Raw genomic sequence first — 22,979 nt, forward strand, 5'->3', positions numbered from 1 at the left:
TGTAATCATTTAAAACAACTGATTCAGCTTTTATTAATATCTATTTTGTTTAATTATGATTATTTATTTATATCTATTAGACAGTATTCATATTAAGTGATTGTAATGGTCCATTATAGCAATCAAATTTATACTAATACTTCTCTCTCAGATTTATTTGATGCATGGTCAACTACTTTAATCACTTGGCCTATGTTAATAGGATAATCAGCTTTAGTAATTTTCACTTTAACAATTTGTCCAATGAGTGATTCATCACCTTCAAACTGAACTTTCATATAATTATCTGCATAACCAACTAATGTTCCATCAATTTCACCTGCTTCTTCAGGAATAACTTCAAGAACTTCTTGATCAAATTTAGAAGCATATTCTTTTCCTAATTGATTACTAAGGGTAATCAATTTATGAACGCGTTCATTTTTGATTTCTTCATCTATTTGATCGTCCATTCTTGCTGCTGGTGTTCCAATTCTTGGTGAATATGGAAATACATGTAATTCTGAAAATTTATGCTTAACGATGAAATCATAAGTTTCTTGGAATTCTTCCTCCGTTTCACCAGGGAATCCAACTATAACATCACTTGTTACTGCTAAATCAGGTAATGCATGATGTAATTTTGTTAATCTTTCTGAAAAACGTTCCATAGTATATTTACGTCTCATACGTTTTAATACTGTATCTGAGCCAGATTGTAAAGGTATATGTAGATGACGAACTACTTTAGTAGAATGTTCTAACACATCGATGACTTCATCTGTAAGTTGACTTGCTTCAATTGATGAAATTCGAATTCTTTCTAAACCATCTATAGTCTCTAAATCACGTAATAACTGAGCTAAATTATAATCTTTCAAATCTTGTCCATATCCACCAGTATGGATACCAGTCAATACGATTTCTTTATAGCCAGAATTAACTAATTGTGTAGCTTGTTCTACAACTTTTTCAGGATCTCTAGATCTCATCAATCCACGTGCCCATGGAATAATACAGAATGTACAGAAATTATTACATCCTTCTTGTATTTTTAATGAAGCACGAGTTCTATCTGTGAAATATGGAACATCAAGTTCTTCGTATTTACGATTTTTCATAATGTTACCAACACCGTTGATAGGTTGACGCTCTTTTCTAAATTCTTCAATATAACCTAAAAGCTTATGTCTATCCTGTGTCCCCACTACTACGTCTACACCTGGAATTTCCATAATTTCAGCAGATGATGTCTGTGCATAACAACCTGTGACACAAATGACAGCATCAGGATTTTTTCTAATTGCTCTACGGATAATTTGACGACTTTTCTTATCTCCAGTGTTTGTCACTGTACAAGTATTGATAACAAAGACATCAGCATTTGTTTCAAAATCTACTCGTTCATAATCCTCTTCTTTAAATAGTTGCCAAATTGCTTCAGTTTCATAATGATTCACTTTACAACCTAATGTGTGAAACGCAACTGTTGACATAATATTCACCCCAATAATTCTTTTTCATAACTTAGTGCACTTAATACATACAGTGGTGCAGTTTCTGCCCGTAAAATTCTAGGTCCTAAACCTATTAATGAACTTACATCACTTAATAATGCTATCTCTTGTTCTGATAATCCACCTTCAGGACCAAATATCACTAATACTTTATCCTGTGGTTTGAATTGTTGTAAGGCTTGTTTAAAATGACTTATTTCACCATTTTTTGCCTGTTCTTCATAAGCTACAAGAACATAGTCATAATAATCTATAGTATCATAAATATTTTTTAAATTCGACTGATATTTTATTGAGGGAATAGTCAAACGATAACTTTGTTCTGCTGCTTCTTTAATAATCTTTTGCCAACGTTCTAATTTCTTTTCAATTTTAGTATTGTTTAATTTAACAATAGAACGGTCCATACCTACTGCAATAAATGAGTGTGCACCTAATTCTGTTGCTTTTTGAATTAACCACTCATATTTATCTGCTTTAATTAATCCACTACATATAGTGATATCTACAGGTAATTCTGTATCAATATTTTGTTTTTCACTTAATTTAACTTCGATGCTGTCATTTGACATTGACATTATTTCACACTTATATACTTGTTGATTTTCAAATGTCAAAATTATGTTATCGCCAATTACATTTCTCATAACATTAGTAATATGATGAATATCTTCTTTTTTAGTAATAAAAAAACGCTGATTTTCATCAGCGTCTTGGTTTATAAAATAACGTTGCACTTTATTCACTCACTTTCTGGCCTACTAGACAAACCCAACCGTTGTCATGTTGCACTGAAATAATGCTAAAACCTACACGCTTCATATGTGATTCAATTTCTTCGTACTTCTCTTTTATGATACCAGAAGTAATAAAATAGCCACCATTATTTAGTGTATTATAAGCATCTTCTATCATTTCATCAATAATGTGCGCTAATATATTAGCAATTACTACATCAAACTGTTCAGTTTCATCTTGTAATAAATTCCCAGGAACTGCTTCAATATCATTTTGACAATGATTTTTTGCAAAGTTCTCTTTAGCAACATTCACTGCCATGTCATCAATATCCAATGCTTTGATGCGTTTTACTCCTAATAAATGACAAGCAATACTTAATATACCTGAGCCAGTTCCAACATCTATTACTGCATCGGTTGGTTTGACATATTGTTCAATTGCCTTTAAACACATACTTGTAGTTGGATGGTCACCAGTTCCAAATGCCATACCTGGATCTAATTCAATACATAGTTCTTCATTTGATTCTTTTGAATATGTTTCCCAACTAGGTACAATAGTGAATTTTTCAGAAGCTCTAAAGGGATGAAAATAATTTTTCCATTCATTTTCCCAGTCTGATTCCTCCAATATAGTCTCAGAAAGCTGTAACATGTCTTTATTTATTTGCGGTAAATCTAAAATAGCTTGTTGAATCGTTTGGCGTAAATGGTTATTAAATTTTAATTCATTAAAATACGCTTTTAATCTAACACCACTAGTCGGATAATCTTCTTGTTTTAACGCATATATTTCTCCAAATTTATCTTCAGGTTGATTTACTAAGTCGTCAGAGTCTTCAATGACCACACCATTTGACCCATTATTCTCTAATATATTGGTAACTAAATCTACAACTTCATGGTTTACTATAATTGAAAGCTCTGTCCAATTCATAAATTATTCTCCCTTAAAGAATCGTTTTGCTCTATCTTTAAAATTTGTAGGTTGTTCATTAATGTCTTCCCCACTAATTTGTGCAAATTCTTGCATTAATTCTTTTTGTCTATCTGTTAATTTAGTAGGTGTTACTACTTTGATATCTACATATAAATCTCCGTGTCCATACCCATGAACATTTTTAATTCCTTTTTCTTTCAAACGGAATTGTTTACCAGTTTGCGTGCCAGCAGGTATTGTTAGCATAACTTCATTGTTAAGTGTTGGGATTTTAACCTCATCACCTAATGCAGCTTGTGGGAAGCTAATGTTTAATTTGTAATAAATATCATCACCATCACGTTTAAATGTATCTGACGGTTTCACTCTAAATACGACGTACAAGTCTCCACTAGGTCCGCCATTCACGCCAGGTGAGCCCTCACCAGCTAATCTAATTTGTTGTTCGTTGTCAACACCTTCTGGTACCGTAACTTCTAACTTAACTGTTTTATTTTCTGTTCCTTTACCATGACAAGTTGGACAAGGTTCTTCAAATTCTTGACCACTTCCTTGACATTTTGGACATACTTGTTCTGTTCTCACTCTACCTAAAATTGTATTTTGTTCAACGGCAACGTGTCCTGCACCATTACAATAACTACATGTTTTTTTGCTTGTGCCAGGTTTAGCACCTTCGCCATCACATGTATGACAAGTTACATCTTTTCGTATTGAAATTTCTTTTGTAGTTCCGAAAACTGCTTCTTCAAAAGTCAATGTCATAGTATATTGAAGATCGTCACCTTTTTGTGGAGCGTTAGGATCTCGTTGTCTACCTCCACCAAAGAATGAACTAAAGATATCTTCGAAACCGCCACCACCAAAGCTACTAAATCCACCAAAGTCAGAGCCACTAAATCCTTGACCACCGAATCCTTGTGGACCATCATGGCCAAACTGATCATAGTTTGCTCGTTTGTTATCATCACTTAATACTTCATACGCTTCTGAAATCTCTTTAAATTTCTCATCTGCACCTTCTTCTTTATTAATATCAGGATGATATTTTTTTGAAAGTTTACGATAAGCTTTTTTGATTTCATCTTTTGAGGCTTCTTTATTAACCCCTAAGACTTCATAATAGTCTCTTTTGGCCACAACTATCTCTCCTTTTCCAATTAACTTTTATAGTTTAACGTAATATTTAACACTATCCAAATAAAAAGCCAAAGCCAATGCACTATTGACTTTGACTTTTTAACTAATCTTTAAAGCTTATTGGTATTTTAACCAATTATTTTTTGTCGTCATCTTTAACTTCTTTAAATTCAGCATCTTCAACTGTGCTACCATTATCTTGGCCAGCTTCTGATCCTTGAGCTTGTTGTTGCGCTGCTTGTTCGTAAACTTTTGCAGATAATTCTTGAATTACTTTTTCAAGTTCTTCTTTTTTAGCTTTGATTTCATCTATATCTTGGCCTTCTAATGCTGTTTTAAGTGCATCTTTTTTATCTTCTGCACCTTTTTTATCTTCTTCACTAATATTTTCGCCTAAATCAGTTAATGTTTTTTCAACTTGGAATACTAAGCTGTCAGCTTCATTTCTCAAGTCTACTTCTTCACGACGTTTTTTGTCAGCTTCAGCATTTTCTTCTGCATCTTTAACCATACGATCGATTTCTTCGTCTGAAAGTGCAGAGCTAGATTGAATTGTAATTTTTTGTTCTTTATTAGTTCCTAAGTCTTTTGCAGTTACATTTACAATACCGTTTTTATCAATATCAAATGTAACTTCAATTTGTGGTACTCCACGTGGAGCTGGTGGAATATCAGTTAATTGGAATCTACCAAGTGTTTTGTTGTCAGCCGCCATTGGGCGTTCACCTTGTAATACATGAATGTCTACTGCTGGTTGATTATCAGCTGCAGTTGAGTAAACTTGTGATTTTGAAGTTGGAATAGTTGTATTACGTTCAATTAACGTATTCATACGACCACCCATAATTTCAATACCTAATGATAATGGAGTTACGTCAAGTAATACAACGTCTTTAACATCACCAGTGATAACGCCACCTTGAATTGCTGCACCCATAGCAACTACTTCATCAGGGTTAACTCCTTTATTAGGTTCTTTACCAATTTCTTTTTTAACAGCTTCTTGTACAGCTGGGATACGAGTAGAACCACCAACTAAGATAACTTCATCAATGTCAGAACTTGATAATCCAGCATCTTTTAATGCTTGACGAGTTGGTTCCATAGTTCTTTTAATTAATGAATCAGCTAATTCTTCAAATTTAGAACGAGTTAAGCTAATTTCTAAGTGTAATGGACCATTTTCTCCTGCAGAAATAAACGGTAATGAAATTTGAGTTTGAGATACACCAGATAAATCTTTTTTAGCTTTTTCAGCTGCATCTTTCAAACGTTGTAATGCCATTTTATCTTGAGATAAATCTACACCATTTTCTTTTTTGAATTCAGCTACAAGATAGTCAATAATTACTTGGTCAAAGTCGTCACCACCAAGTTTGTTGTCACCTGCTGTTGAAAGCACTTCAAAGACACCATCACCTAATTCAAGGATAGATACGTCGAAAGTACCTCCACCTAAGTCAAATACTAATACTTTTTCATCTTGTTCAGTTTTGTCTAAACCATATGCTAATGCAGCAGCAGTTGGTTCGTTAATAATACGTTCAACTTCTAAACCAGCAATTTTACCTGCATCTTTAGTTGCTTGACGTTCAGCATCATTGAAATAAGCTGGAACTGTGATAACTGCTTTGTCAACTTTGTCACCTAAATAACTTTCAGCAGTATTTTTTAAGTTTTGTAAAATCATAGCTGAAATTTCTTGTGGTGTATATGATTTACCTTCGATGTCTACTTTATAATCTGTACCCATATGACGTTTAATAGATTGTACTGTATTAGGGTTTGTAATTGCTTGACGTTTAGCAACTTCACCTACTTGAGTTTCTCCATTTTTGAATGCAACTACTGATGGTGTTGTACGTGCACCTTCAGGATTTTGAATAACTTTAGGTTCATCTCCTTCTAAAACTGTTACACATGAATTTGTTGTACCTAAGTCTATACCGATTACTTTACTCATAATAAAATTCCTCCATTTGTTTTAAAAATTAAATGTTCAATGTTTTTTCAACCAAATTATTGGTTTACTTTAACCATTGATGGTCTTAATACTCTATCTTTAAGACGATATCCCTTTTGTAATTCTTGAGTGACTACTCCAGACTCCAAATCAGGATTATCATCTTGCATCACTGCTTGATGTACATTTGGATCAAAAGATTCGCCTTCTGAAGCGATTACTTCTAGACCATTATCTTTTAAGGCATTAATTAAACTTTCATGAACCATTTGGACACCTTTTTGTAAAGATTTAAATGTTTCATCATCACCCTCAATTTGTAACGCTCTTTCGATGTTGTCAATTGCTGGTAAAATATCAGTTAACACACTTTGTGCCTGATATTTTTTATTAGTTTCAGTTTCTTTTTGAATTCTTCGTTTATAATTTTCAAATTCTGCATAAAGCCTTAAATATTTTTCTTCATTATCATCAGCTAATTGTTGTAATTCTTCTATTTTTTGATCTTTCGGATCAATGTCTTCACTGATGTCGTCTTGTGATGACTCATTATTGTCATTATTTATGTTATTTGTTTGTTCAGTTTCATCAACTGATTCATCTTCACTATTTGATGTTGTTTGATTCTCATCTATAGTATCTTCAGTTGGTTGTTGAACTGATTCATCTTTTTCTGTCATTTTTTGCCCTCCAATACAATTCTTATCATCATTACCAAATTCTATTTAGCAATTGAATGACATTTTGATAATGCATTGCAGTAGGACCTATTACTGCAATTTGACCTTTTAATGATTCATCAAAATGATATTGACTAGTAATAATAGAAATATCACTTAAACTTTCATCAATTTCATTTCCTATTTTCACATTTATATTTGGGGATGAAATATCTCGAAGCAAATCAGTAATTCTATTCGATTCTATATACTGAAGTATAGGTTGTATTGATGAAACGTTTGATTCATTTAATGCATCAATAAGTTTAACCTTTCCACCCATATAAATGCTATTACTTTGATTGGATAGTTGTTCTTTCATTGCTTCAATAAGCTGTTCGATAAATAATCGCTCTTGTTCTGATTGTACAAAGGTAGCAATTTCTTCATTTACTATATGATTATATTCAGTAAATTTCTCAGTTACAAAATTAGATATAGTAGTTAACTTATCATTAGTAAATGATATATCAGCTACAAGATGGACATGTTCAACATATCCCGATGAAAAAACAATTATCATAATGATTAAGTTACGATTTGCACGAATCAAATGAATATCTTTAATTATATCTTGTCCGTGATTAGGATGGACAACCAACGTAGTATACTGAGATAAACTAGATATCTCATCTGCAAAATATGACAAGGCAGATGACATATCATATTGGTTCTCAATTAACAACTGGTTTAACCGTCGTAATTTATTTGTATTTTGATGAGATGTTTCTTCTAAAAGACGATTTACATAATATCTAAAACCTAACTGTGAAGGTGATCTTCCAGATGAACTGTGCACCTTTTCTATAAATTTAGCCTCTTCAAGCTGTTTCATTTCATTTCTGATAGTTGCTGGACTAACATTTAAATTATGTCTTTCAATTAAAGTTTTAGAGCCAATAGGTTGTCCGTAATCAACATAATCTTCAACAATTGCATTTAATATGCTTAATTGTCTATCTGTAATCATGTTTCCACCTCATTAGCACTCACTTCTTTCAAGTGCTAATTATAATTTAACAAATTGGTCAAAGTAAGTCAATGTTAAAGCCTCAGAAATTTAAAATTTTTATTCATTTAATAAAAAAGCTTCGAAAACCTCGTTACCAATGACTTTACCTCGATTTGTCAATTTAATAAAATTACCCTCTTCGACTAATAAACCATTATTTTTTAATCTTTCAATTGTTTGACCAAAAATATTATCCATAGATTGATTAAACTTTTCTGCAAATCTTTGACCATTAACTCCTTGATTCATTCTTAGACCTAAAAACATTTCTTCTTCCATTTTTTCGTTTAAGGTTGGAACATTAGAAGTCAAAATTGCTTTTCCATCATTTTTTATTGCTTTAATATAATGATTTACAGGATTGATATTCGTGTATCTTTCTCCATTAACATAACCACTAGCACCTGCACCGAAACCATAATATTCTTCATTTAACCAATACACCTTATTATGTTCTGATTCAAAACCATCTTTAGCAAAATTCGAAATCTCATATTGATGGAATGAAGACGCATTCATGCGTGACATTAAAAATTGATACATTTCTGCTCCTAAATCTTCATTAGGTAATTTTAAGTTACCTTTTCTATACATATTATAAAATTGTGTTTTAGGTTCAAGGATTAGTCCATAACTAGAAATATGATTGATATTCATTTTTAAAGCCATTTCTAAACTGTCCGCAAAATCTTCAAGAGATTGCTTTGGAAGATGGTACATTAAGTCTAAACTAATTGATTCAATTCCAGCAGTTGTGGCATTATCAACTGCTTGATATATATCTGATGTTTGGTGTGTACGTCCTAAAAGTTTTAATAATTCAGGATTAAAGGTCTGTACACCCATTGAAATCCTATTCACACCATAGTTTTTTAATAATTGAACTTTTTCTGCAGTTAGTTCATCTGGATTAGCTTCAAACGTATACTCTCCGTTAATATTAAACATTTCATTTATAGCTTTTAGTAATTTTTCCAATTGTTTTATTGAAAGTGCTGTAGGAGTACCACCACCAACATACATTGTTTCTAAATTTCGAGTTTTTGCTAGAGACATTTCGTTGATAAGTGCATCAATATAATCATCTACTGGCTGATTTTGTATAAAATATTTATTAAAGTCACAATAGGTACATATTCGTACGCAAAACGGAATATGTATATATGCACTTTTTACTACCATCATCATTCCTCCATGATAAAATTCGCAAACATCCGGGAGTCGAACAGACATAAATTGTCTACAAAATTATGTCGTAATCCCACCTTAGCAAGACTGAATAGGTTTTTAAAATGTAGATTTATCATCATTTTAAAAAACAGACAGATACTGCCAAGTGTTTAATTTTGAGTGTATAATACTTTTTTGTTCCAGATTCTATCTATATCTATATTTTGTGAAATCTATTTTTATTATCACTTATGTGTCATATTTTTGCAGGTTTTATTAAAGTTTTCATTTTAATTCGTAAAATAAAAGAGAATCCAGGACTTGTAAATGTCCTGGACTCATTAATGTATACTATAAAACCTTACAAAAAAAGGCTTTATTCGTCGTCCATTTTTAGCACTGCTAAAAAGGCATCCTGTGGAATTTCAACATTACCTACAGATTTCATTTTCGCTTTACCAGCTTTTTGTTTTTCCAATAGTTTACGTTTACGACTTATATCGCCTCCGTAACATTTAGCTAAAACATTTTTCCCCATAGATTTTATGTTTGTACGAGCAACTATTTTTTGACCAATTGCAGCTTGAACAGGTACTTCAAATTGTTGTCTTGGAATTAACGTTTTTAATTTTTCTACTAATGCTTTACCTCTTTCATAAGCAAAGTCTCTATGAACTATAAAACTCAAGGCATCTACTTTATCACCATTTAGTAAAATATCCATTTTAACAAGATTACTTTCTTTATTATCGATAAATTCATAATCAAATGATGCATAACCTTTAGTGTTAGATTTTAATTGGTCGAAGAAATCAAATACTACTTCTGCTAATGGAAGTTCATAGACTATGTTGACACGTATATCATCTAAATAATCCATATTTATAAATTGACCACGTTTACGTTGGCACAATTCCATAACTGCTCCAACATAATCATTTGGTACCATCATAGAAGCGCGAACATAAGGTTCATAGATTTTTTCAATTTTATCTCTCTCAGGCATTTGAGCAGGGTTATCAACAGTTACTTCTGAACCATCTTTTAATATACATTGATATATAACTGATGGTGCAGTAGCTATTAATTCTATACCAAACTCACGTTCAATACGCTCTTGAATAATTTCCATGTGTAACATACCTAAGAAACCAGTTCTATATCCAAAACCTAACGCTTGTGATGACTCTGGCTCAAATTCAAGTGAAGCGTCATTTAATTGTAATTTTTCAAGTGCTTCTCTTAAATCATTATAATTTTTATTGTCTATCGGGAACAAACCACAATAAACCATTGGATTCATTTTTTTATAGCCCTGTAATGGCTCGCTTGCAGGTCTATTAGCATGAGTAATGGTGTCACCAACTCGTGAATCATCAACATTTTTAATACTTGCAATAATATAACCAACATCACCAACAGTTAATTCCTCAACTGGTAATTGTTTTGGTGTATTAATTCCAACTTCAGTTACTTCGAATTCTTTTCCAGTGGCCATCATTCGAATTTTATCGCCTGCTTTGACGATTCCATCAACAATTCTAATTGAGGATATTACACCTCTATAGGGATCATATTCTGAATCAAATATCAAAGCTTTTAATGGTGCTTCAGGGTCACCTTGTGGCGCAGGAACAACTTCAACAATTTTCTCTAAAATGTCTTCAATTCCGATATTTGATTTAGCACTAGCTAACACAACATCATCTTGATCTAAACCAATCATATCTTCTAATTCCTGTTTTACTCTCTCAGGCTCTGCTGCAGGTAAATCTATTTTGTTTATCACTGGTAATAACTCTAAGTCGTTGTCTAAAGCTAAATAAACATTTGCTAATGTTTGGGCTTCGATGCCTTGAGCAGCATCAACTACTAAAATAGCACCTTCACAAGCGGCTAATGATCTAGAAACTTCATATGTAAAATCGACGTGTCCTGGTGTATCAATTAAATGAAATGTATATGTTTCTCCATCTTTAGCTTCATATTTTAAACGCACTGCATTTAATTTTATAGTAATGCCTCGTTCTCGTTCTAAATCCATTGAATCAAGTAACTGATTTTGCATATCTCTTGTTTCCACAGATTTAGTATTTTCTAAAATTCTATCAGCCAATGTTGACTTCCCGTGATCTATATGTGCAATGATCGAGAAATTCCTTATATTTTCTCTTCTTTTTAAACGCTCCTGCTTATCCATGTTATCCTTCTCACTTTCATAAAATAAACCCGTATTATCTTTCGTATCTTTGATATAATAACGTTTTTAGTAATTAAATGCAAACAGCATTATCGTATATTAATTGATTATTTGTCTTGAATTTTATTTAAATACAAACAAGCTGTATGTTAAGATGTATATTACGTACTTATAATTATAGAATGTATTATTTGTGTTTCCAACATAATTTACGAATTACTCTGCTTTTAATTAGACCTATTAAATAAATGATTGCACAAAGGATAGACTTTTGATAAAATATTTCTTGTTGTAATCAAATAAAAATTTGATAAGATGAACTCACTTTTAGGAGGTGACAGAAATGGCAAATATCAAATCTGCAATTAAACGTGTTAAAACAACTGAAAAAGCTGAAGCTCGTAACATTTCACAAAAGAGTGCTATGCGTACAGCAGTTAAAAATGCAAAAACAGCTGTTTCAAACAACGCTGACAATAAAAATGAATTAGTAAGCTATGCAACTAAATTAGTTGATAAAGCTGCTCAAAGCAATTTAATACATTCAAACAAAGCTGACCGTATTAAATCACAATTAATGACTGCAAATAAATAGTCTTTATTAAAAAAAGTTCAAGCATCTGCTTGAACTTTTTTTGTATAATTATTTCTGTCGTACTTCCAACTATTTACTGCCAATAGCACTTTATGAAGTATAGAATGCTTTTGTCTCAACCTTTTTTATAATGATAAGATAAATAGTTCTAGAATTAATTGCTTATCCATGTATGAAGATTTTAATTTATAATCGGTTTCAGCACAGGCGTCAATAATATTTAATAGTTGTTCTAATTGATAATGTCGTACTTGCCCTAATGCTAATTTAACTCTATAGGGGTGTACACCAATTGTTTTAGCAATTTGTTGACCACTGTACCCTTTTTGACTAAGAATTTTACACTGATAAAATAATCTATAATTACTTGTTATTAATGCTAATAATTTTATTGGTTCTTCTTTCATAGTTATTAAATCTTTAACAAGGTGAATAGCTTTTTCTTTTTGTCCTTTTTGAATATATTCTGTTAATAAAAACACATTTTGCTCTAAACTTCTATTAATAATTTGATTTACATCATTTTTATTTATTGTTGGACGATCTCCTAGAAATAACATTAATTTGTCAATTTCTTGAGAAACAATATTATAATTAATGCCTGTCAATTCAATAAACAAATCTAAAGCATCCTTTTTGATATCTTTAAAATTGTCATTTAATTTACTTTGAATCCAATGTTTTATATCTTCTTCTGACATCTGTTCGATTTTTTTTATTTTTGCATATTTTTTTAATGTTTTAGTTAATTTTTTTCTCTCGTCCAATTTTGCTTGATATACTTCAAATATGATTAAATTATCCCCATCATACTTTTCAATGAACTCTATTAATTGTTCAATATTGTGGTTCATTTCTTTTGGAGCTTTTTCACCTGTAAAAACAAATGCATTTTTGACTAAAATTACTTTTTTATCTGAAAAGAAAGGTAAAGTTAACGTTTCTTCTATAATTGGAGATATTTCTGTTTCTAATAAATTATACTTTACGAAATTAAAATCATCTTTCTCTTCTTGTAAATACTGATCTATTAACTCTGAGCTTTGTTTTTCTACTAATTCAGGTACATCTCCATATATAGTTACAATATTGTCACTCATTAATGACACCCTTTCATTCACTTAGACATTAGTAGATTATATCATGATATCTGTTTAATGCTCTACAATGATTTTAAGATGCTTGTTGTTGTATTTCAAAATTTTTATCTAAATCAATCGTGATTTGACCAGATTGTTGAGTATTATAAATTTTACTTTTAATACTTTTCAATAGCATTATCACTTCTTTATTAGGCAAATGATACCTATTATGTTTACCAGATGATATTAAGCTAATAGTAGGTTGTATCTTTCTAATAAAACTTTCACTGCTACTCGTTTTACTACCATGATGACCTACTTTTAAAATATCAATTTTAGGTAAATTATATTTTTTTAATAATAGCTTTTCATTATTCTTTGTAGCATCCCCCATTAATAAAATATTAATATTATGGTACTTAATTAATGTTACTATAGAATATTCATTTTTATCGTCACTTCTATAAATATAACCATTTAAAAAATGAATAGTAGCATCCTTAAAATTTATATTCGTCACATTCTCAACATCTAATAATTGGATATTATATTTATCACATAAACTCATGATATTTTTTAAAGTTTCTTTTGGATAACCTCTACTATTTATGATAATCTTTTCAATTTTTATATGACTACTAATAAAAGGTAACTCACCTATATGATCTTGATGAGGATGAGTTAATACTAAATAATTCAATTTATTAATACCGCGTTGCTTTAACACTGGTAAAGTATGATATTTTGCTATCGACAAATGTTTTTTATGCTGTTTTGAGGCATACTGTCCTCCTGTATCAATGAGCATAGTCTGATTACTTCCACCTTCAAATAAAATACTATCACCTTGTCCTACATTTAACGCAGTTAGCCGGTGATGACTTTGAAAACTATTAATATTTAAAAGTAGTAATAATATGAACGAAAATATTATGACATATTTAAATAAATGATGAGCCAAAAATATTAAAATTAGCACTATCAATATTATAATAACAATATAAAAAATATTACTCATATTTGGTATATACCAATTAAAATTATTGATTTTTAGTAGTAGTTTTAATAAATGATCATGAATATCAAAAATTTTATTTATAAATACGTTTAGCAGAGATATATGTGGGATAAAATGGCAAATAATATAAAATAATAATGTACATGGAAATAAAATAAAGGTGTAAAATGGTACAAATAAGATGTTAGAAAAGAAACCAATCCATTGTAGTTGATTAAAATGAGGAATTGAAATAATTAATGAGGATAGTTGAGCAATAAAAGTTAATGCAATAAGTGATTTAAATTTCGGTAAACTTGAAATATACGGATATAAAAAGATAATAAAAAATGATATGACAAAAGAAAATTGAAAGCCTATATCGTTTGTTGCTAAAGGATTGATTAAGAACATGATCACAAAGGCAGTGGATAAAATATTGATGGGAGCCACTTTATAATTTTTAGGTAATAGCATAACAATAATAGCCATAATGATTGCGCGACAAGCACTTGGAGCAAAATTTGTATAAAATGCAAAAGCTATGAGTATTACGATCGTTATCATCTTAATGAGTATCATGGGAACATTTAATCTAACTAATGGTTGATAAATTAAAAAAATAATAATCGCAATATGTGATCCACTGACTGCTAATAAATGATATATTCCTAAATTTTTAACATTATCTTTATAATTGTCATCTATTAAAGTGGTATCACCATTTATCAGACTCATTATACGTTCAGGATATTTAATGCCAGAATATTTTATTTTGTTATTAATATACTCTCTATATTGCGTTAATATATTGAATTGATGGGTTGTGGTACAACTCTTAAAATCAATATGAGTAATTCTTAAAGCAACATGCTGTGGATAAGGATTATAATATTGACCTATCACATAACAACTTAAACCGTCTATTTTGTTTGAAACAACTTTGTTGTTAGCTTTATAAATGAAATCAAAACTGTTATTGTCGCTCTTTAACTTACCCTTTATTGTATCGTCTTGATATTTTTGACTTGATATAAAGTTAACTCGATTTTTAAATTCCTTATGATTTATATAATATTGGACTTCCTCTTTTTGTTTTATTGATGCGTGATAATAATATTCAGATGAGGTTATGATAACTATTGCTATACATGGTATATAAATATATTTTCTCTTATTATAAACCAATAGAATGACTAGTAATAAAATAAATAGCGAGAGTATTTTAGACGTTTGCCAAAATACTCCCACCAATATTGACATCATTATATACAACACAATAAACTTTACCCTTTTGTTAAATATTTAGCTACATATTCTGGTGAAAAAGGAATCTTTTTGTACACTATCCCTGATTGTTCTAGTAATTTCATTGCATATTCATGATTATGGTAGTCTTGTGCATAATAAACATATTTTATTCCTGCCTGTATGATTGATTTAGTGCAATTCAAACAAGGAAAGTGTGTCACGTATATTGTTGCGCCATCCGTTGATACACCTTGTTTAGCACATTGTAATAAAGCATTCATTTCAGCATGGATCGTTCGGATACAATGTCCATCTTCGATTAAACAACCATCATCAATACAATGAACTTCCCCTGCTACAGAACCATTATATCCACCGGCAATGATTCTATTATCCTTAACTATAGTTGCACCAACTGATAGTCTTTGACATGTTGATCGAAGTGCAAGTAAGTGACTTTGAGCCATGAAGTATTCTTCCCATTTAATTCTTTCCAAATGATTCACCCTCCATACAATCATAAGATTGTTTATTCTAACTTAATTAGGATTAAATATATTATAATGAATTTCAACTGAAAAATAATAATCAAAGCGTAAAATATTCTTTCAATTTATCATAGGTTTTATTTCCGAATCCTTTAATATCACGTAATTGTTCTATGTTATTAAAAGAGCCATGTTGTGTCCGAAATTCTATAATTGCCTTTGCCTTAGTTTGACCAATTCCTGGAATGTGTGTGAGATTTTCTTCAGTTGCTAAATTCAGATTAACTTTTTCTTTTGAACTACTATTATTACTAGTATTATTTACTACTAAATTATTATTTTGTCCTTTTTTAGGTATAACAATCATTTTTTGATCAACTAACTTCTCTGACAAATTGATATTACTTATATCTGCATCTTTAGTTAATTCTGCTTGTTTTAATACATTACTCACTCTGTCATTAGTTGTCATTTTATAGACTTTAGGATGTTTAACTTCGCCTTTAATATCAACAAAAACTTCTTTATTTTCTGTGACACTTTTATCTTCAACCTTTTTACTATCTTTAGATGCACTATGGTTGGTTAAGTCACCCATATTTTCTTGTACAATTGATTTATTGTTTGCTTGATTGACATTAATATGATCATTGTCTTGAAATAACACTATTAATAAAACTAATAATGCTAAAATTACAGATATCATAAAAAATTTATGTCGCCAAACAAATGCTTTAAAGACAATTAATTTTTGATACAACAAAATCACCTCTCAAATAATTACACGTTTGAGACGGTGATTTTTCTTTTAAATTATTTACTAACTTTAAAAAATAATCTATCAGCATTTTCATTATGTTCATCTTCATTGAAGTCAGTAAATGTTTCTATATTTTTAAAACCACAATCAATTAATAATTTAATATAAGTTTGTTCGTCAAATGTTCTTTGATAATGTGATTCATCAAACCTTGTGTATGTTTGGTCAGCTTGTTTAAGGAAGAAAGTCATATCATGATAAACACTATAAGGTTCTTCCCCTTCAATTGCTTGCCATGCTAAAAAGATATCTTCATTATCATCAATGTAATTTTGATTATTAAATAAAGTAATCATTTTATGAACGGTGTGTACATCAAATAGAAATACGCCATTCTCTGATAAATGTTTATAGACATTTTCAAACGTTAATTTAACTTCATCTAAGGTAGATAAATAATTGAGTGAATCACAAAATATTGTAATGATGTCAAATTGTTGTTGTAATTCAAAATCAGTCATATCGCCTTCTAACCAAACGATATGCGGGCATTTCTGTGCTGCAACAGCTAACATATCAACGCTTAAATCCATACCAGTTACTTGACCTAAATACTGTAATTTAGTAGTTAAACTACCAGTCCCACAACCTATATCTAAAATATTTGCTTGTTCTTTACTCATATTACTAACAATTTCAAACCATTTGTCATATGGTTGATCTTGTGTTAAGCGATCATATACATAACTCATTTCTTCATACTGAGACATTGTTAATATACAACCTGTCCATGAGACTCAAGTGGCGCATCTTGATAAAGCTTTTCGATATTATAATAATTTCTTTCGTCTTTATGAAAAACATGAACAACAACATCGGCTAAATCAATTAAAATCCAACGTGCTTCATTAAAACCTTCCATACGTTTTACTTCGATATCTTGTTCATTTGCGGCCTCTTTAACAGCTCTAGCAATAGCTTGAACTTGACGCTCATTATTACCATGAGTGATGACAAAATAATCTGTCATATCACTGATTTCTTTCATTTCTAGTGATACTATATCTTCACCTTTTTTGTTATCTATTGCATTTACTGCTATATTTAATAAGTTTTGAGAGTTCATTTAATCATCCTTTATTCTTTCGTCACTATAATTGTAATAATTCAAACAATTTATAGTTGCATTATATACTGTAATATCCTTCTGAATTAAGAATAAGACAGTTCGTTTTGAAATCTGATAAATTGTGTTATCCAAGCTTCCTTGATTGTATGCCATATCACGTATCTCATCAACACCTGGTATCGTTCTCTCAGGTTCGATATAGTCGGCAATAAATACTAATTTTTCAGTTTTAGTCATTTGTTGTCGTCCTGTTGTATGATATTTTATTGCTAGTAGCACCTCATCATCTTTAACATTGAATTGATGTTCCATAACTGCTGCTGCAACTGGTCCATGCAGTATTTCACTACCATAACTTAATAAATCATTACCTAAGTCATATTGTCTTACGATTTGATACATTTTACCCAAATCATCGTATTTGCAATAATCATGTAACAATCCGGCTAATTCAGCTTTTCTGACATCTCCATCATAAATCTCCGCTAATTTCATAGCAGTTTCGGCTACTCTTAGAGAATGTTGATAACGTTTATCTGGCAACTTTTCTTTTATAAGTGATTTAGCTTTTTCAATGTTCATATAATCCTTCCTCCTTAATGTATTCTTCAACGGACTTAGGAACTAATACTTGAATTGATTGTTTATCCTTCACTCTTTGTCGAATAAACGATGAACTAATATCAATACGAGGTATTGTAATAGATATCATATCTTTTTCTACTTCTTGTTTGTCTTTATCACGATTTACAACAATAAATGTGACTAGTTCTCGTAATTGTTCTATATTATACCATTTATTTAACTGATTATATTGATCAGTGCCAATAACAAAATACATTTTACTATTAGGATATTGCTCTTTCAAAGATAACATAGTGTCATAAGTATAGCTTTGTCCCTGTCTTTTTAATTCTTCTTCGCATATTTGTCCAAAACCTAATTCATCGACAACCATTTGAATCATTTTCAAACGATGTGAAACACTAATTTGATCGTTGTGTTGTTTTAAAGGTGACATAAAACTTGGGAGAAAGTAAAAATTATCTGGTTTAATATAATGATATACTTCACTAGCAACTAACATGTGAGCAGTATGAATAGGATTAAATTGACCACCATAAAGAACAATTTTTTTCATAATTATGGTAGTTGAATTTCTTTATTGTCTTCAGATTCACGATAAATAACAATCATAGACCCGATAACTTGTACTAATTCACTTTTTGTAGCCACTGTTAATTGCTCAGCTAAATCTTTTTTATCTTCAAAATTATTTTGTAACACGTGTATTTTCATTAATTCTCTATTTTCTAAAGTATCATCAATTTGTTGAATCATATTCTCATTGATACCGCCTTTTCCAATTTGGAAAATAGGATCAATATTATGTGCTAAACTTCTTAAATATCTTTTTTGTTTTCCTGTTAACATGTCTTCATTCTCCTCTTAACTGTGTTAAAACTGTATGTTTCATTTCTCGGACATCGGCATTTTGACCTGTCCAAATTTTAAAGCTTTCAGCACCTTGGTAAATAAACATATCTAATCCATTATATATTGGATTTCCTAATAGCTCAGCTTTTGTCAGAATTGGTGTTTTGTACGGAATGTATACAATATCACTTACTAATGTTTCAGAAGATAAATTAGTCAAATCGATAATGCATTCTTCGTTGCCAGCCATTCCAGTCGGTGTTGTATTGATGATAATATCAAATTCATCCAAATGTTCTTCCGCAGTTTTTAAAGAAATTGTATTTACCTTCAATTGCCAGTTGTCAAACCTTGACATTGTACGATTAGCTACTGTGAGCTTAGGTTTAACAAATTTTGCTAATTCATTAGCTATCCCTTTACTTGCACCGCCAGCGCCTAGAATTAAAATATAAGCATTTGCGATATCTGGATATACTTGACGTAAACCAGTTACATAGCCTATCCCATCAGTATTATAACCAATCCACTTATTATCCTTAATCAAAACCGTATTAACCGCTCCGACAGTTTTTGACTGTTCATCAATTTCATCTAAATAAGGAATAATACGTTCTTTATGAGGTATTGTTATATTAAAGCCGTCAATTTCTTTGTCATTAATAATATCTTTTATGTGATCGAACTGTTCTATTGGAATATTTATTGCTTCATACTCATGATCTAAGTTTAACGATTTAAAATTAGCATTATGCATCAATGGTGATAGTGAATGTGAAATTGGACTTCCAATAACTGCAAATTTCATAATTAACACATCCTATAAAATAGAATTTCTCAATATTACATCGACATTTTTAGGTACACGGACGATAACTTTTGCACCTTCTCCAATAGTGATAAAACCTAATCCAGAAATCATAATATCCCGTTTTTCTTTACCCGTTTCCAGTCTAACAGCTTTAACTTCGCTTAAATCAAAGTTTTCCGGATTGTTTGGAGGTGTCAACAATTCTCCTAATTGTGATTTCCATAATTCATTAGCTTTTTCTAATTTAGTACGATGAATATTTAACTCATTGGCAAAGAAACAAATTAAAGGTCTTTTACCACCAGAAATATAATCAATTCTTGCTAATCCACCGAAGAAGAGCGTTTGATTTTCATTTAATTGGTACACACGTTGTTTAATTTCTTTTTTAGGCATAATCGTTTTTAATTCTTTTTCTGTAACAATATGCGTCATTTGATGATCTTGTATAATACCTGGTGTATCGTACATAAATGTTGTCTCATCTAGAGGTATATCAATCATATCTAGTGTAGTTCCTGGGAATCTTGAAGTTGTCACAACATCTTTTTCACCTACACTAGCCTCTATTAGTTTATTAATTAATGTAGATTTACCAACGTTTGTTGTACCTACAACATAAACATCTTCATGTTGTCTGATTTTTGCAATAGATGATAATAAATCTTCTATGCCCCATCCTTTTTCGGCAGAAATCAACACAATATCATCCGCTTCTAGCCCGTACTTTCTAGCTGTACGTTTTAACCATTCTTTTACTCGACGTTTATTGATTTGTTTAGGTAATAAATCTAGTTTATTTGCAGCTAAAATAATTTTTTTATTACCAACTATTCTTTTTACTGCATTAATAAACGAACCTTCAAAATCAAAAACATCCACAACATTAACGATAATTCCAGATTTATTTGCTAATCCAGATAATAATTTTAGAAAGTCTTCACTTTCTAAACCTACATCTTGAACTTCGTTATAATTTTTTAATCGGAAACAACGTCTACAGATAACATCATCGCGGAACATATTATGTTCAGGTACATATCCAGGTTTACTTTTATCTTCTGACTGTAATGGCGCACCGCATCCAATGCATTTTAAGATTTCAGACAATCAATTTTCCTCCCATGTAATATAGCCTTTTTTTGAAAAATGACGTAATAAACGTCTTTCAATTAATCTATTAAATTTAGTCATAAGTCCATCAGTTCTCTTTACTGGTACAACCATAATGGTATATAAATTTCTACGATTTCCTCCAAATACATCTGTTAGCATTTGGTCTCCAATCACTACAGTTTGCTCTGGTTTAATTTTCATTTGTGCCATAGCTTTATCAAAAGCTTTTCCCATTGGTTTTCTAGCTTTAAAAATAAAGTCAATATCTAGATGTGTACAAAAACTAGATACTCTAGATTCATTATTATTAGATACTATTGTGACAGTTATTCCTTTATCATTGGCTTCTTTAAACCAAGCCTTGACACCTTCAGTTGGTTCTTTAACATCCCAACCAACTAAAGTATTATCTAAATCTGTAATAATGCCTTTGACACCTTTATCAACAAGTTTATCCAAATCAATTTGAAAAATTGATTGAACATATGAATTTGGCATAAATAATTTACGAACTAATCCCATTAAATTTCACCTTTATCCTTTTATAATCGACTTACTAGATTTTCAACAGTTTGACTAGAGGATTTAGCTGCTTTGTCTAAAAATGCTTCAAATGACATTTCTGCATTGCCATTTGCTAAATCAGAAACTGCACGTACTACCACAAAAGGTATATTAAATTGATAACATGTTTGTCCAATAGCTGTAGCTTCCATCTCAACCGCCATTGCATGTGGAAACATCGCTTTAATACGTTGACGTTGTTCAACACTACCTATAAAGCTATCTCCACTAACAATTTCACCATTTTTAGCTGTAAGTTGTTGTTGTTCAACTACTGTTCTAACAAGTTCTATCAATGTTTGATCTGCTTGATACGCTAAAGGCATTTGAGGTATCTGACCATAGTCATAACCAAATGCTGTAGCATCAGCATCATGATATTTAACTTGACTACTAATCAAGACATCGCCTACAGCTAAACTTTCATCTAAAGCACCGGCAGAACCTGTATTAATAATTAATTCTGGTTTAAATTTATTAATAAGTAGTGTTGTAGATATTGCAGCATTAACTTTACCAATACCACTTTGAGTGATGACAACCTCTTTATTATTTAATATGCCACTATAAAATTTGACGTGTGCGATTGTAATTTCACTAATATCAATTAATTTATTTTTTAATATTGTTACTTCTTCTTCCATGGCACCAATTATACCAATCATCTATTTTTCACCTCTATTTAAAAAATCCTAGCATTTGTTATTTTATCACATTTTAAAGTATTCAACGATAAACTACTTGGATTTTATATACCCGTTATTTATTGAATTTAAGTAATATGATGTTTTAACAATTAACTTATCCTTAATTTCTAAAATTGTTCTACTTTTTAAAGTAAGTATGTTTTAATGTAATTAACAAAACTTATAAAAGAGGATTATCTATGTCAAACGATAAAGATCAAACTATTTCCACTAAAATTAGCTTCTGGGGTAATTTAATAGCTGTAGTATCATTTGTACTGTTATTTATGAGTATATTTATTAATTATATTCATCCTATGCCATTTATTAAAAGTTTCACTTATATTTTTCGCTATTTGATTATTCTAGGTTTTTTCATTATGACTATTCCAGATGTTATTGATAAAAACACTAAAAAAATCATCTTAGATATCGTTATCATAATTGCCTTTATATTTTTATTATTATAAAGGTTAACTAATAAAATAAATAAGTTACAGCTTCGATTAATCATTATTAAAATAACAATCGAAGCTGTAACTTTTTAATGTATCAATTAATGTCAATTTTGTTAATGTAATAATTATTAATCATTTTGTATAGATTAAATAGACATTTTAAAAGGCTTAACAACTTATGACTAGCTTCATTAATTAAGAAAAATTAAAACTATTACTTTATTT

At 30.2% G+C, this 22,979-nt stretch carries 24 protein-coding genes; 2 read left to right on the top strand and 22 right to left on the bottom strand.

All coding sequences use genetic code 11. From position 1 onward, the window contains the following. Nucleotides 1-128 precede the first annotated feature (128 nt). The 9 genes from mtaB to lepA all read right to left on the bottom strand — a co-directional run bounded on the left by mtaB (nucleotide 129) and on the right by lepA (nucleotide 11,380). Nucleotides 129-1,475 carry a tRNA (N(6)-L-threonylcarbamoyladenosine(37)-C(2))-methylthiotransferase MtaB gene (mtaB, locus tag CD113_RS06920; protein ID WP_002465130.1) on the bottom strand — a complete coding sequence of 449 codons (1,347 nt, stop codon included), beginning with the start codon at nucleotides 1,473-1,475 and terminating at the stop codon, nucleotides 129-131. A gap of 5 nt (nucleotides 1,476-1,480) precedes the next feature. After that, the gene (locus CD113_RS06925; protein WP_040802389.1) at nucleotides 1,481-2,233 is read right to left on the bottom strand and encodes a 16S rRNA (uracil(1498)-N(3))-methyltransferase; all 753 of its coding nucleotides are present in this window, start codon (nucleotides 2,231-2,233) and stop codon (nucleotides 1,481-1,483) included. A 1-nt stretch (nucleotide 2,234) separates the two neighbouring features. Continuing rightward, on the bottom strand, nucleotides 2,235-3,173 hold the full coding sequence (prmA, locus tag CD113_RS06930) for a 50S ribosomal protein L11 methyltransferase (RefSeq protein WP_002465128.1): 939 nt from the start codon (nucleotides 3,171-3,173) through the stop codon (nucleotides 2,235-2,237). A 3-nt stretch (nucleotides 3,174-3,176) separates the two neighbouring features. Further along, a complete protein-coding gene (gene dnaJ, locus CD113_RS06935) occupies nucleotides 3,177-4,316 on the bottom strand; it encodes a molecular chaperone DnaJ (protein ID WP_002465127.1) in 1,140 nt (379 codons plus the stop codon). Between the two features lie 136 nt (nucleotides 4,317-4,452). Continuing rightward, nucleotides 4,453-6,279 (bottom strand): molecular chaperone DnaK, encoded by a 1,827-nt coding sequence (dnaK, locus tag CD113_RS06940; RefSeq protein ID WP_002465126.1) that lies wholly within the window; start codon nucleotides 6,277-6,279, stop codon nucleotides 4,453-4,455. Between the two features lie 56 nt (nucleotides 6,280-6,335). Further along, a complete protein-coding gene (gene grpE, locus CD113_RS06945; RefSeq protein WP_002465125.1) occupies nucleotides 6,336-6,959 on the bottom strand; it encodes a nucleotide exchange factor GrpE in 624 nt (207 codons plus the stop codon). Between the two features lie 31 nt (nucleotides 6,960-6,990). Beyond that, the gene (gene hrcA / locus CD113_RS06950) at nucleotides 6,991-7,968 is read right to left on the bottom strand and encodes a heat-inducible transcriptional repressor HrcA (protein ID WP_002465124.1); all 978 of its coding nucleotides are present in this window, start codon (nucleotides 7,966-7,968) and stop codon (nucleotides 6,991-6,993) included. Between the two features lie 99 nt (nucleotides 7,969-8,067). Continuing rightward, nucleotides 8,068-9,192 (bottom strand): radical SAM family heme chaperone HemW, encoded by a 1,125-nt coding sequence (gene hemW / locus CD113_RS06955; protein WP_002465123.1) that lies wholly within the window; start codon nucleotides 9,190-9,192, stop codon nucleotides 8,068-8,070. Nucleotides 9,193-9,556: 364 nt separating this feature from the next. Further along, nucleotides 9,557-11,380: a translation elongation factor 4 gene (lepA, locus tag CD113_RS06960; RefSeq protein WP_095092730.1), complete on the bottom strand. Its 1,824-nt coding sequence runs from the start codon at nucleotides 11,378-11,380 to the stop codon at nucleotides 9,557-9,559. 343 nt (nucleotides 11,381-11,723) lie between these two features. On the opposite strand from lepA, the gene rpsT reads away from it, so the two are divergent. Continuing rightward, nucleotides 11,724-11,975, top strand: coding sequence for a 30S ribosomal protein S20 (gene rpsT / locus CD113_RS06965; RefSeq protein WP_095092732.1), 252 nt, complete (start codon nucleotides 11,724-11,726; stop codon nucleotides 11,973-11,975). A gap of 125 nt (nucleotides 11,976-12,100) precedes the next feature. On the opposite strand, the gene holA is transcribed toward rpsT, so the two are convergent. The 13 genes from holA to mtnN all read right to left on the bottom strand — a co-directional run bounded on the left by holA (nucleotide 12,101) and on the right by mtnN (nucleotide 22,275). Continuing rightward, nucleotides 12,101-13,075 carry a DNA polymerase III subunit delta gene (gene holA, locus CD113_RS06970; protein WP_095092733.1) on the bottom strand — a complete coding sequence of 325 codons (975 nt, stop codon included), beginning with the start codon at nucleotides 13,073-13,075 and terminating at the stop codon, nucleotides 12,101-12,103. A gap of 73 nt (nucleotides 13,076-13,148) precedes the next feature. Continuing rightward, nucleotides 13,149-14,960 carry a DNA internalization-related competence protein ComEC/Rec2 gene (locus CD113_RS06975; RefSeq protein WP_157738309.1) on the bottom strand — a complete coding sequence of 604 codons (1,812 nt, stop codon included), beginning with the start codon at nucleotides 14,958-14,960 and terminating at the stop codon, nucleotides 13,149-13,151. Between the two features lie 380 nt (nucleotides 14,961-15,340). After that, a complete protein-coding gene (locus tag CD113_RS06980; protein ID WP_002462164.1) occupies nucleotides 15,341-15,802 on the bottom strand; it encodes a ComE operon protein 2 in 462 nt (153 codons plus the stop codon). Between the two features lie 91 nt (nucleotides 15,803-15,893). Beyond that, nucleotides 15,894-16,553 (bottom strand): helix-hairpin-helix domain-containing protein, encoded by a 660-nt coding sequence (locus CD113_RS06985; protein WP_095092736.1) that lies wholly within the window; start codon nucleotides 16,551-16,553, stop codon nucleotides 15,894-15,896. A 53-nt stretch (nucleotides 16,554-16,606) separates the two neighbouring features. Beyond that, a complete protein-coding gene (locus CD113_RS06990) occupies nucleotides 16,607-17,323 on the bottom strand; it encodes a class I SAM-dependent DNA methyltransferase (RefSeq protein WP_095092738.1) in 717 nt (238 codons plus the stop codon). Nucleotides 17,324-17,325: 2 nt separating this feature from the next. Then, entirely contained in the window at nucleotides 17,326-17,679 is a 354-nt protein-coding gene (gene rsfS / locus CD113_RS06995) for a ribosome silencing factor (protein ID WP_002463173.1), read from the bottom strand. Next, nucleotides 17,680-18,264, bottom strand: a complete 585-nt coding sequence (gene yqeK / locus CD113_RS07000) for a bis(5'-nucleosyl)-tetraphosphatase (symmetrical) YqeK (RefSeq protein WP_002463171.1) — start codon at nucleotides 18,262-18,264, stop codon at nucleotides 17,680-17,682. It lies immediately after the preceding gene. Continuing rightward, nucleotides 18,254-18,823 carry a nicotinate-nucleotide adenylyltransferase gene (locus CD113_RS07005; protein ID WP_002463169.1) on the bottom strand — a complete coding sequence of 190 codons (570 nt, stop codon included), beginning with the start codon at nucleotides 18,821-18,823 and terminating at the stop codon, nucleotides 18,254-18,256. The genes yqeK and CD113_RS07005 overlap by 11 nt, the downstream gene beginning before the upstream one ends. A 2-nt stretch (nucleotides 18,824-18,825) precedes the next feature. After that, nucleotides 18,826-19,116, bottom strand: a complete 291-nt coding sequence (yhbY, locus tag CD113_RS07010; protein WP_002463167.1) for a ribosome assembly RNA-binding protein YhbY — start codon at nucleotides 19,114-19,116, stop codon at nucleotides 18,826-18,828. 4 nt (nucleotides 19,117-19,120) lie between these two features. After that, a complete protein-coding gene (gene aroE, locus CD113_RS07015; RefSeq protein ID WP_095092740.1) occupies nucleotides 19,121-19,927 on the bottom strand; it encodes a shikimate dehydrogenase in 807 nt (268 codons plus the stop codon). A gap of 12 nt (nucleotides 19,928-19,939) precedes the next feature. Next, nucleotides 19,940-21,040 carry a ribosome biogenesis GTPase YqeH gene (gene yqeH, locus CD113_RS07020; RefSeq protein WP_002465299.1) on the bottom strand — a complete coding sequence of 367 codons (1,101 nt, stop codon included), beginning with the start codon at nucleotides 21,038-21,040 and terminating at the stop codon, nucleotides 19,940-19,942. Then, the gene (locus CD113_RS07025) at nucleotides 21,041-21,568 is read right to left on the bottom strand and encodes a YqeG family HAD IIIA-type phosphatase (protein ID WP_002465298.1); all 528 of its coding nucleotides are present in this window, start codon (nucleotides 21,566-21,568) and stop codon (nucleotides 21,041-21,043) included. A 20-nt stretch (nucleotides 21,569-21,588) separates the two neighbouring features. Next, nucleotides 21,589-22,275, bottom strand: coding sequence for a 5'-methylthioadenosine/S-adenosylhomocysteine nucleosidase (gene mtnN / locus CD113_RS07030; protein WP_002465297.1), 687 nt, complete (start codon nucleotides 22,273-22,275; stop codon nucleotides 21,589-21,591). Between the two features lie 221 nt (nucleotides 22,276-22,496). Here mtnN and CD113_RS07035 point away from each other — a divergent pair, with 221 nt between their 5' ends. Further along, entirely contained in the window at nucleotides 22,497-22,766 is a 270-nt protein-coding gene (locus CD113_RS07035; RefSeq protein WP_002465296.1) for a hypothetical protein, read from the top strand. The last annotated feature ends 213 nt before the right edge of the window (nucleotides 22,767-22,979 follow it).

Origin of the sequence: Staphylococcus simiae, from assembly GCF_002902085.1 — a bacterium.
GTDB classification, from domain to species: Bacteria; Bacillota; Bacilli; order Staphylococcales; family Staphylococcaceae; genus Staphylococcus; species Staphylococcus simiae.

What these genes read in the sequence shown, in the direction of transcription:
- mtaB (WP_002465130.1), bottom strand. Translation starts at nt 1,475, where the DNA reads ATGTCAACAGTTGCGTTTCACACATTAGGTTGTAAAGTGAATCATTAT.
- prmA (WP_002465128.1), bottom strand. Translation starts at nt 3,173, where the DNA reads ATGAATTGGACAGAGCTTTCAATTATAGTAAACCATGAAGTTGTAGAT.
- dnaK (WP_002465126.1), bottom strand. Translation starts at nt 6,279, where the DNA reads ATGAGTAAAGTAATCGGTATAGACTTAGGTACAACAAATTCATGTGTA.
- grpE (WP_002465125.1), bottom strand. Translation starts at nt 6,959, where the DNA reads ATGACAGAAAAAGATGAATCAGTTCAACAACCAACTGAAGATACTATA.
- hrcA (WP_002465124.1), bottom strand. Translation starts at nt 7,968, where the DNA reads ATGATTACAGATAGACAATTAAGCATATTAAATGCAATTGTTGAAGAT.
- hemW (WP_002465123.1), bottom strand. Translation starts at nt 9,192, where the DNA reads ATGGTAGTAAAAAGTGCATATATACATATTCCGTTTTGCGTACGAATA.
- lepA (WP_095092730.1), bottom strand. Translation starts at nt 11,380, where the DNA reads ATGGATAAGCAGGAGCGTTTAAAAAGAAGAGAAAATATAAGGAATTTC.
- rpsT (WP_095092732.1), top strand. Translation starts at nt 11,724, where the DNA reads ATGGCAAATATCAAATCTGCAATTAAACGTGTTAAAACAACTGAAAAA.
- holA (WP_095092733.1), bottom strand. Translation starts at nt 13,075, where the DNA reads ATGAGTGACAATATTGTAACTATATATGGAGATGTACCTGAATTAGTA.
- CD113_RS06990 (WP_095092738.1), bottom strand. Translation starts at nt 17,323, where the DNA reads ATGTCTCAGTATGAAGAAATGAGTTATGTATATGATCGCTTAACACAA.
- rsfS (WP_002463173.1), bottom strand. Translation starts at nt 17,679, where the DNA reads ATGAACTCTCAAAACTTATTAAATATAGCAGTAAATGCAATAGATAAC.
- yqeK (WP_002463171.1), bottom strand. Translation starts at nt 18,264, where the DNA reads ATGAACATTGAAAAAGCTAAATCACTTATAAAAGAAAAGTTGCCAGAT.
- CD113_RS07005 (WP_002463169.1), bottom strand. Translation starts at nt 18,823, where the DNA reads ATGAAAAAAATTGTTCTTTATGGTGGTCAATTTAATCCTATTCATACT.
- yhbY (WP_002463167.1), bottom strand. Translation starts at nt 19,116, where the DNA reads ATGTTAACAGGAAAACAAAAAAGATATTTAAGAAGTTTAGCACATAAT.
- aroE (WP_095092740.1), bottom strand. Translation starts at nt 19,927, where the DNA reads ATGAAATTTGCAGTTATTGGAAGTCCAATTTCACATTCACTATCACCA.
- CD113_RS07025 (WP_002465298.1), bottom strand. Translation starts at nt 21,568, where the DNA reads ATGGGATTAGTTCGTAAATTATTTATGCCAAATTCATATGTTCAATCA.
- mtnN (WP_002465297.1), bottom strand. Translation starts at nt 22,275, where the DNA reads ATGATTGGTATAATTGGTGCCATGGAAGAAGAAGTAACAATATTAAAA.
- CD113_RS07035 (WP_002465296.1), top strand. Translation starts at nt 22,497, where the DNA reads ATGTCAAACGATAAAGATCAAACTATTTCCACTAAAATTAGCTTCTGG.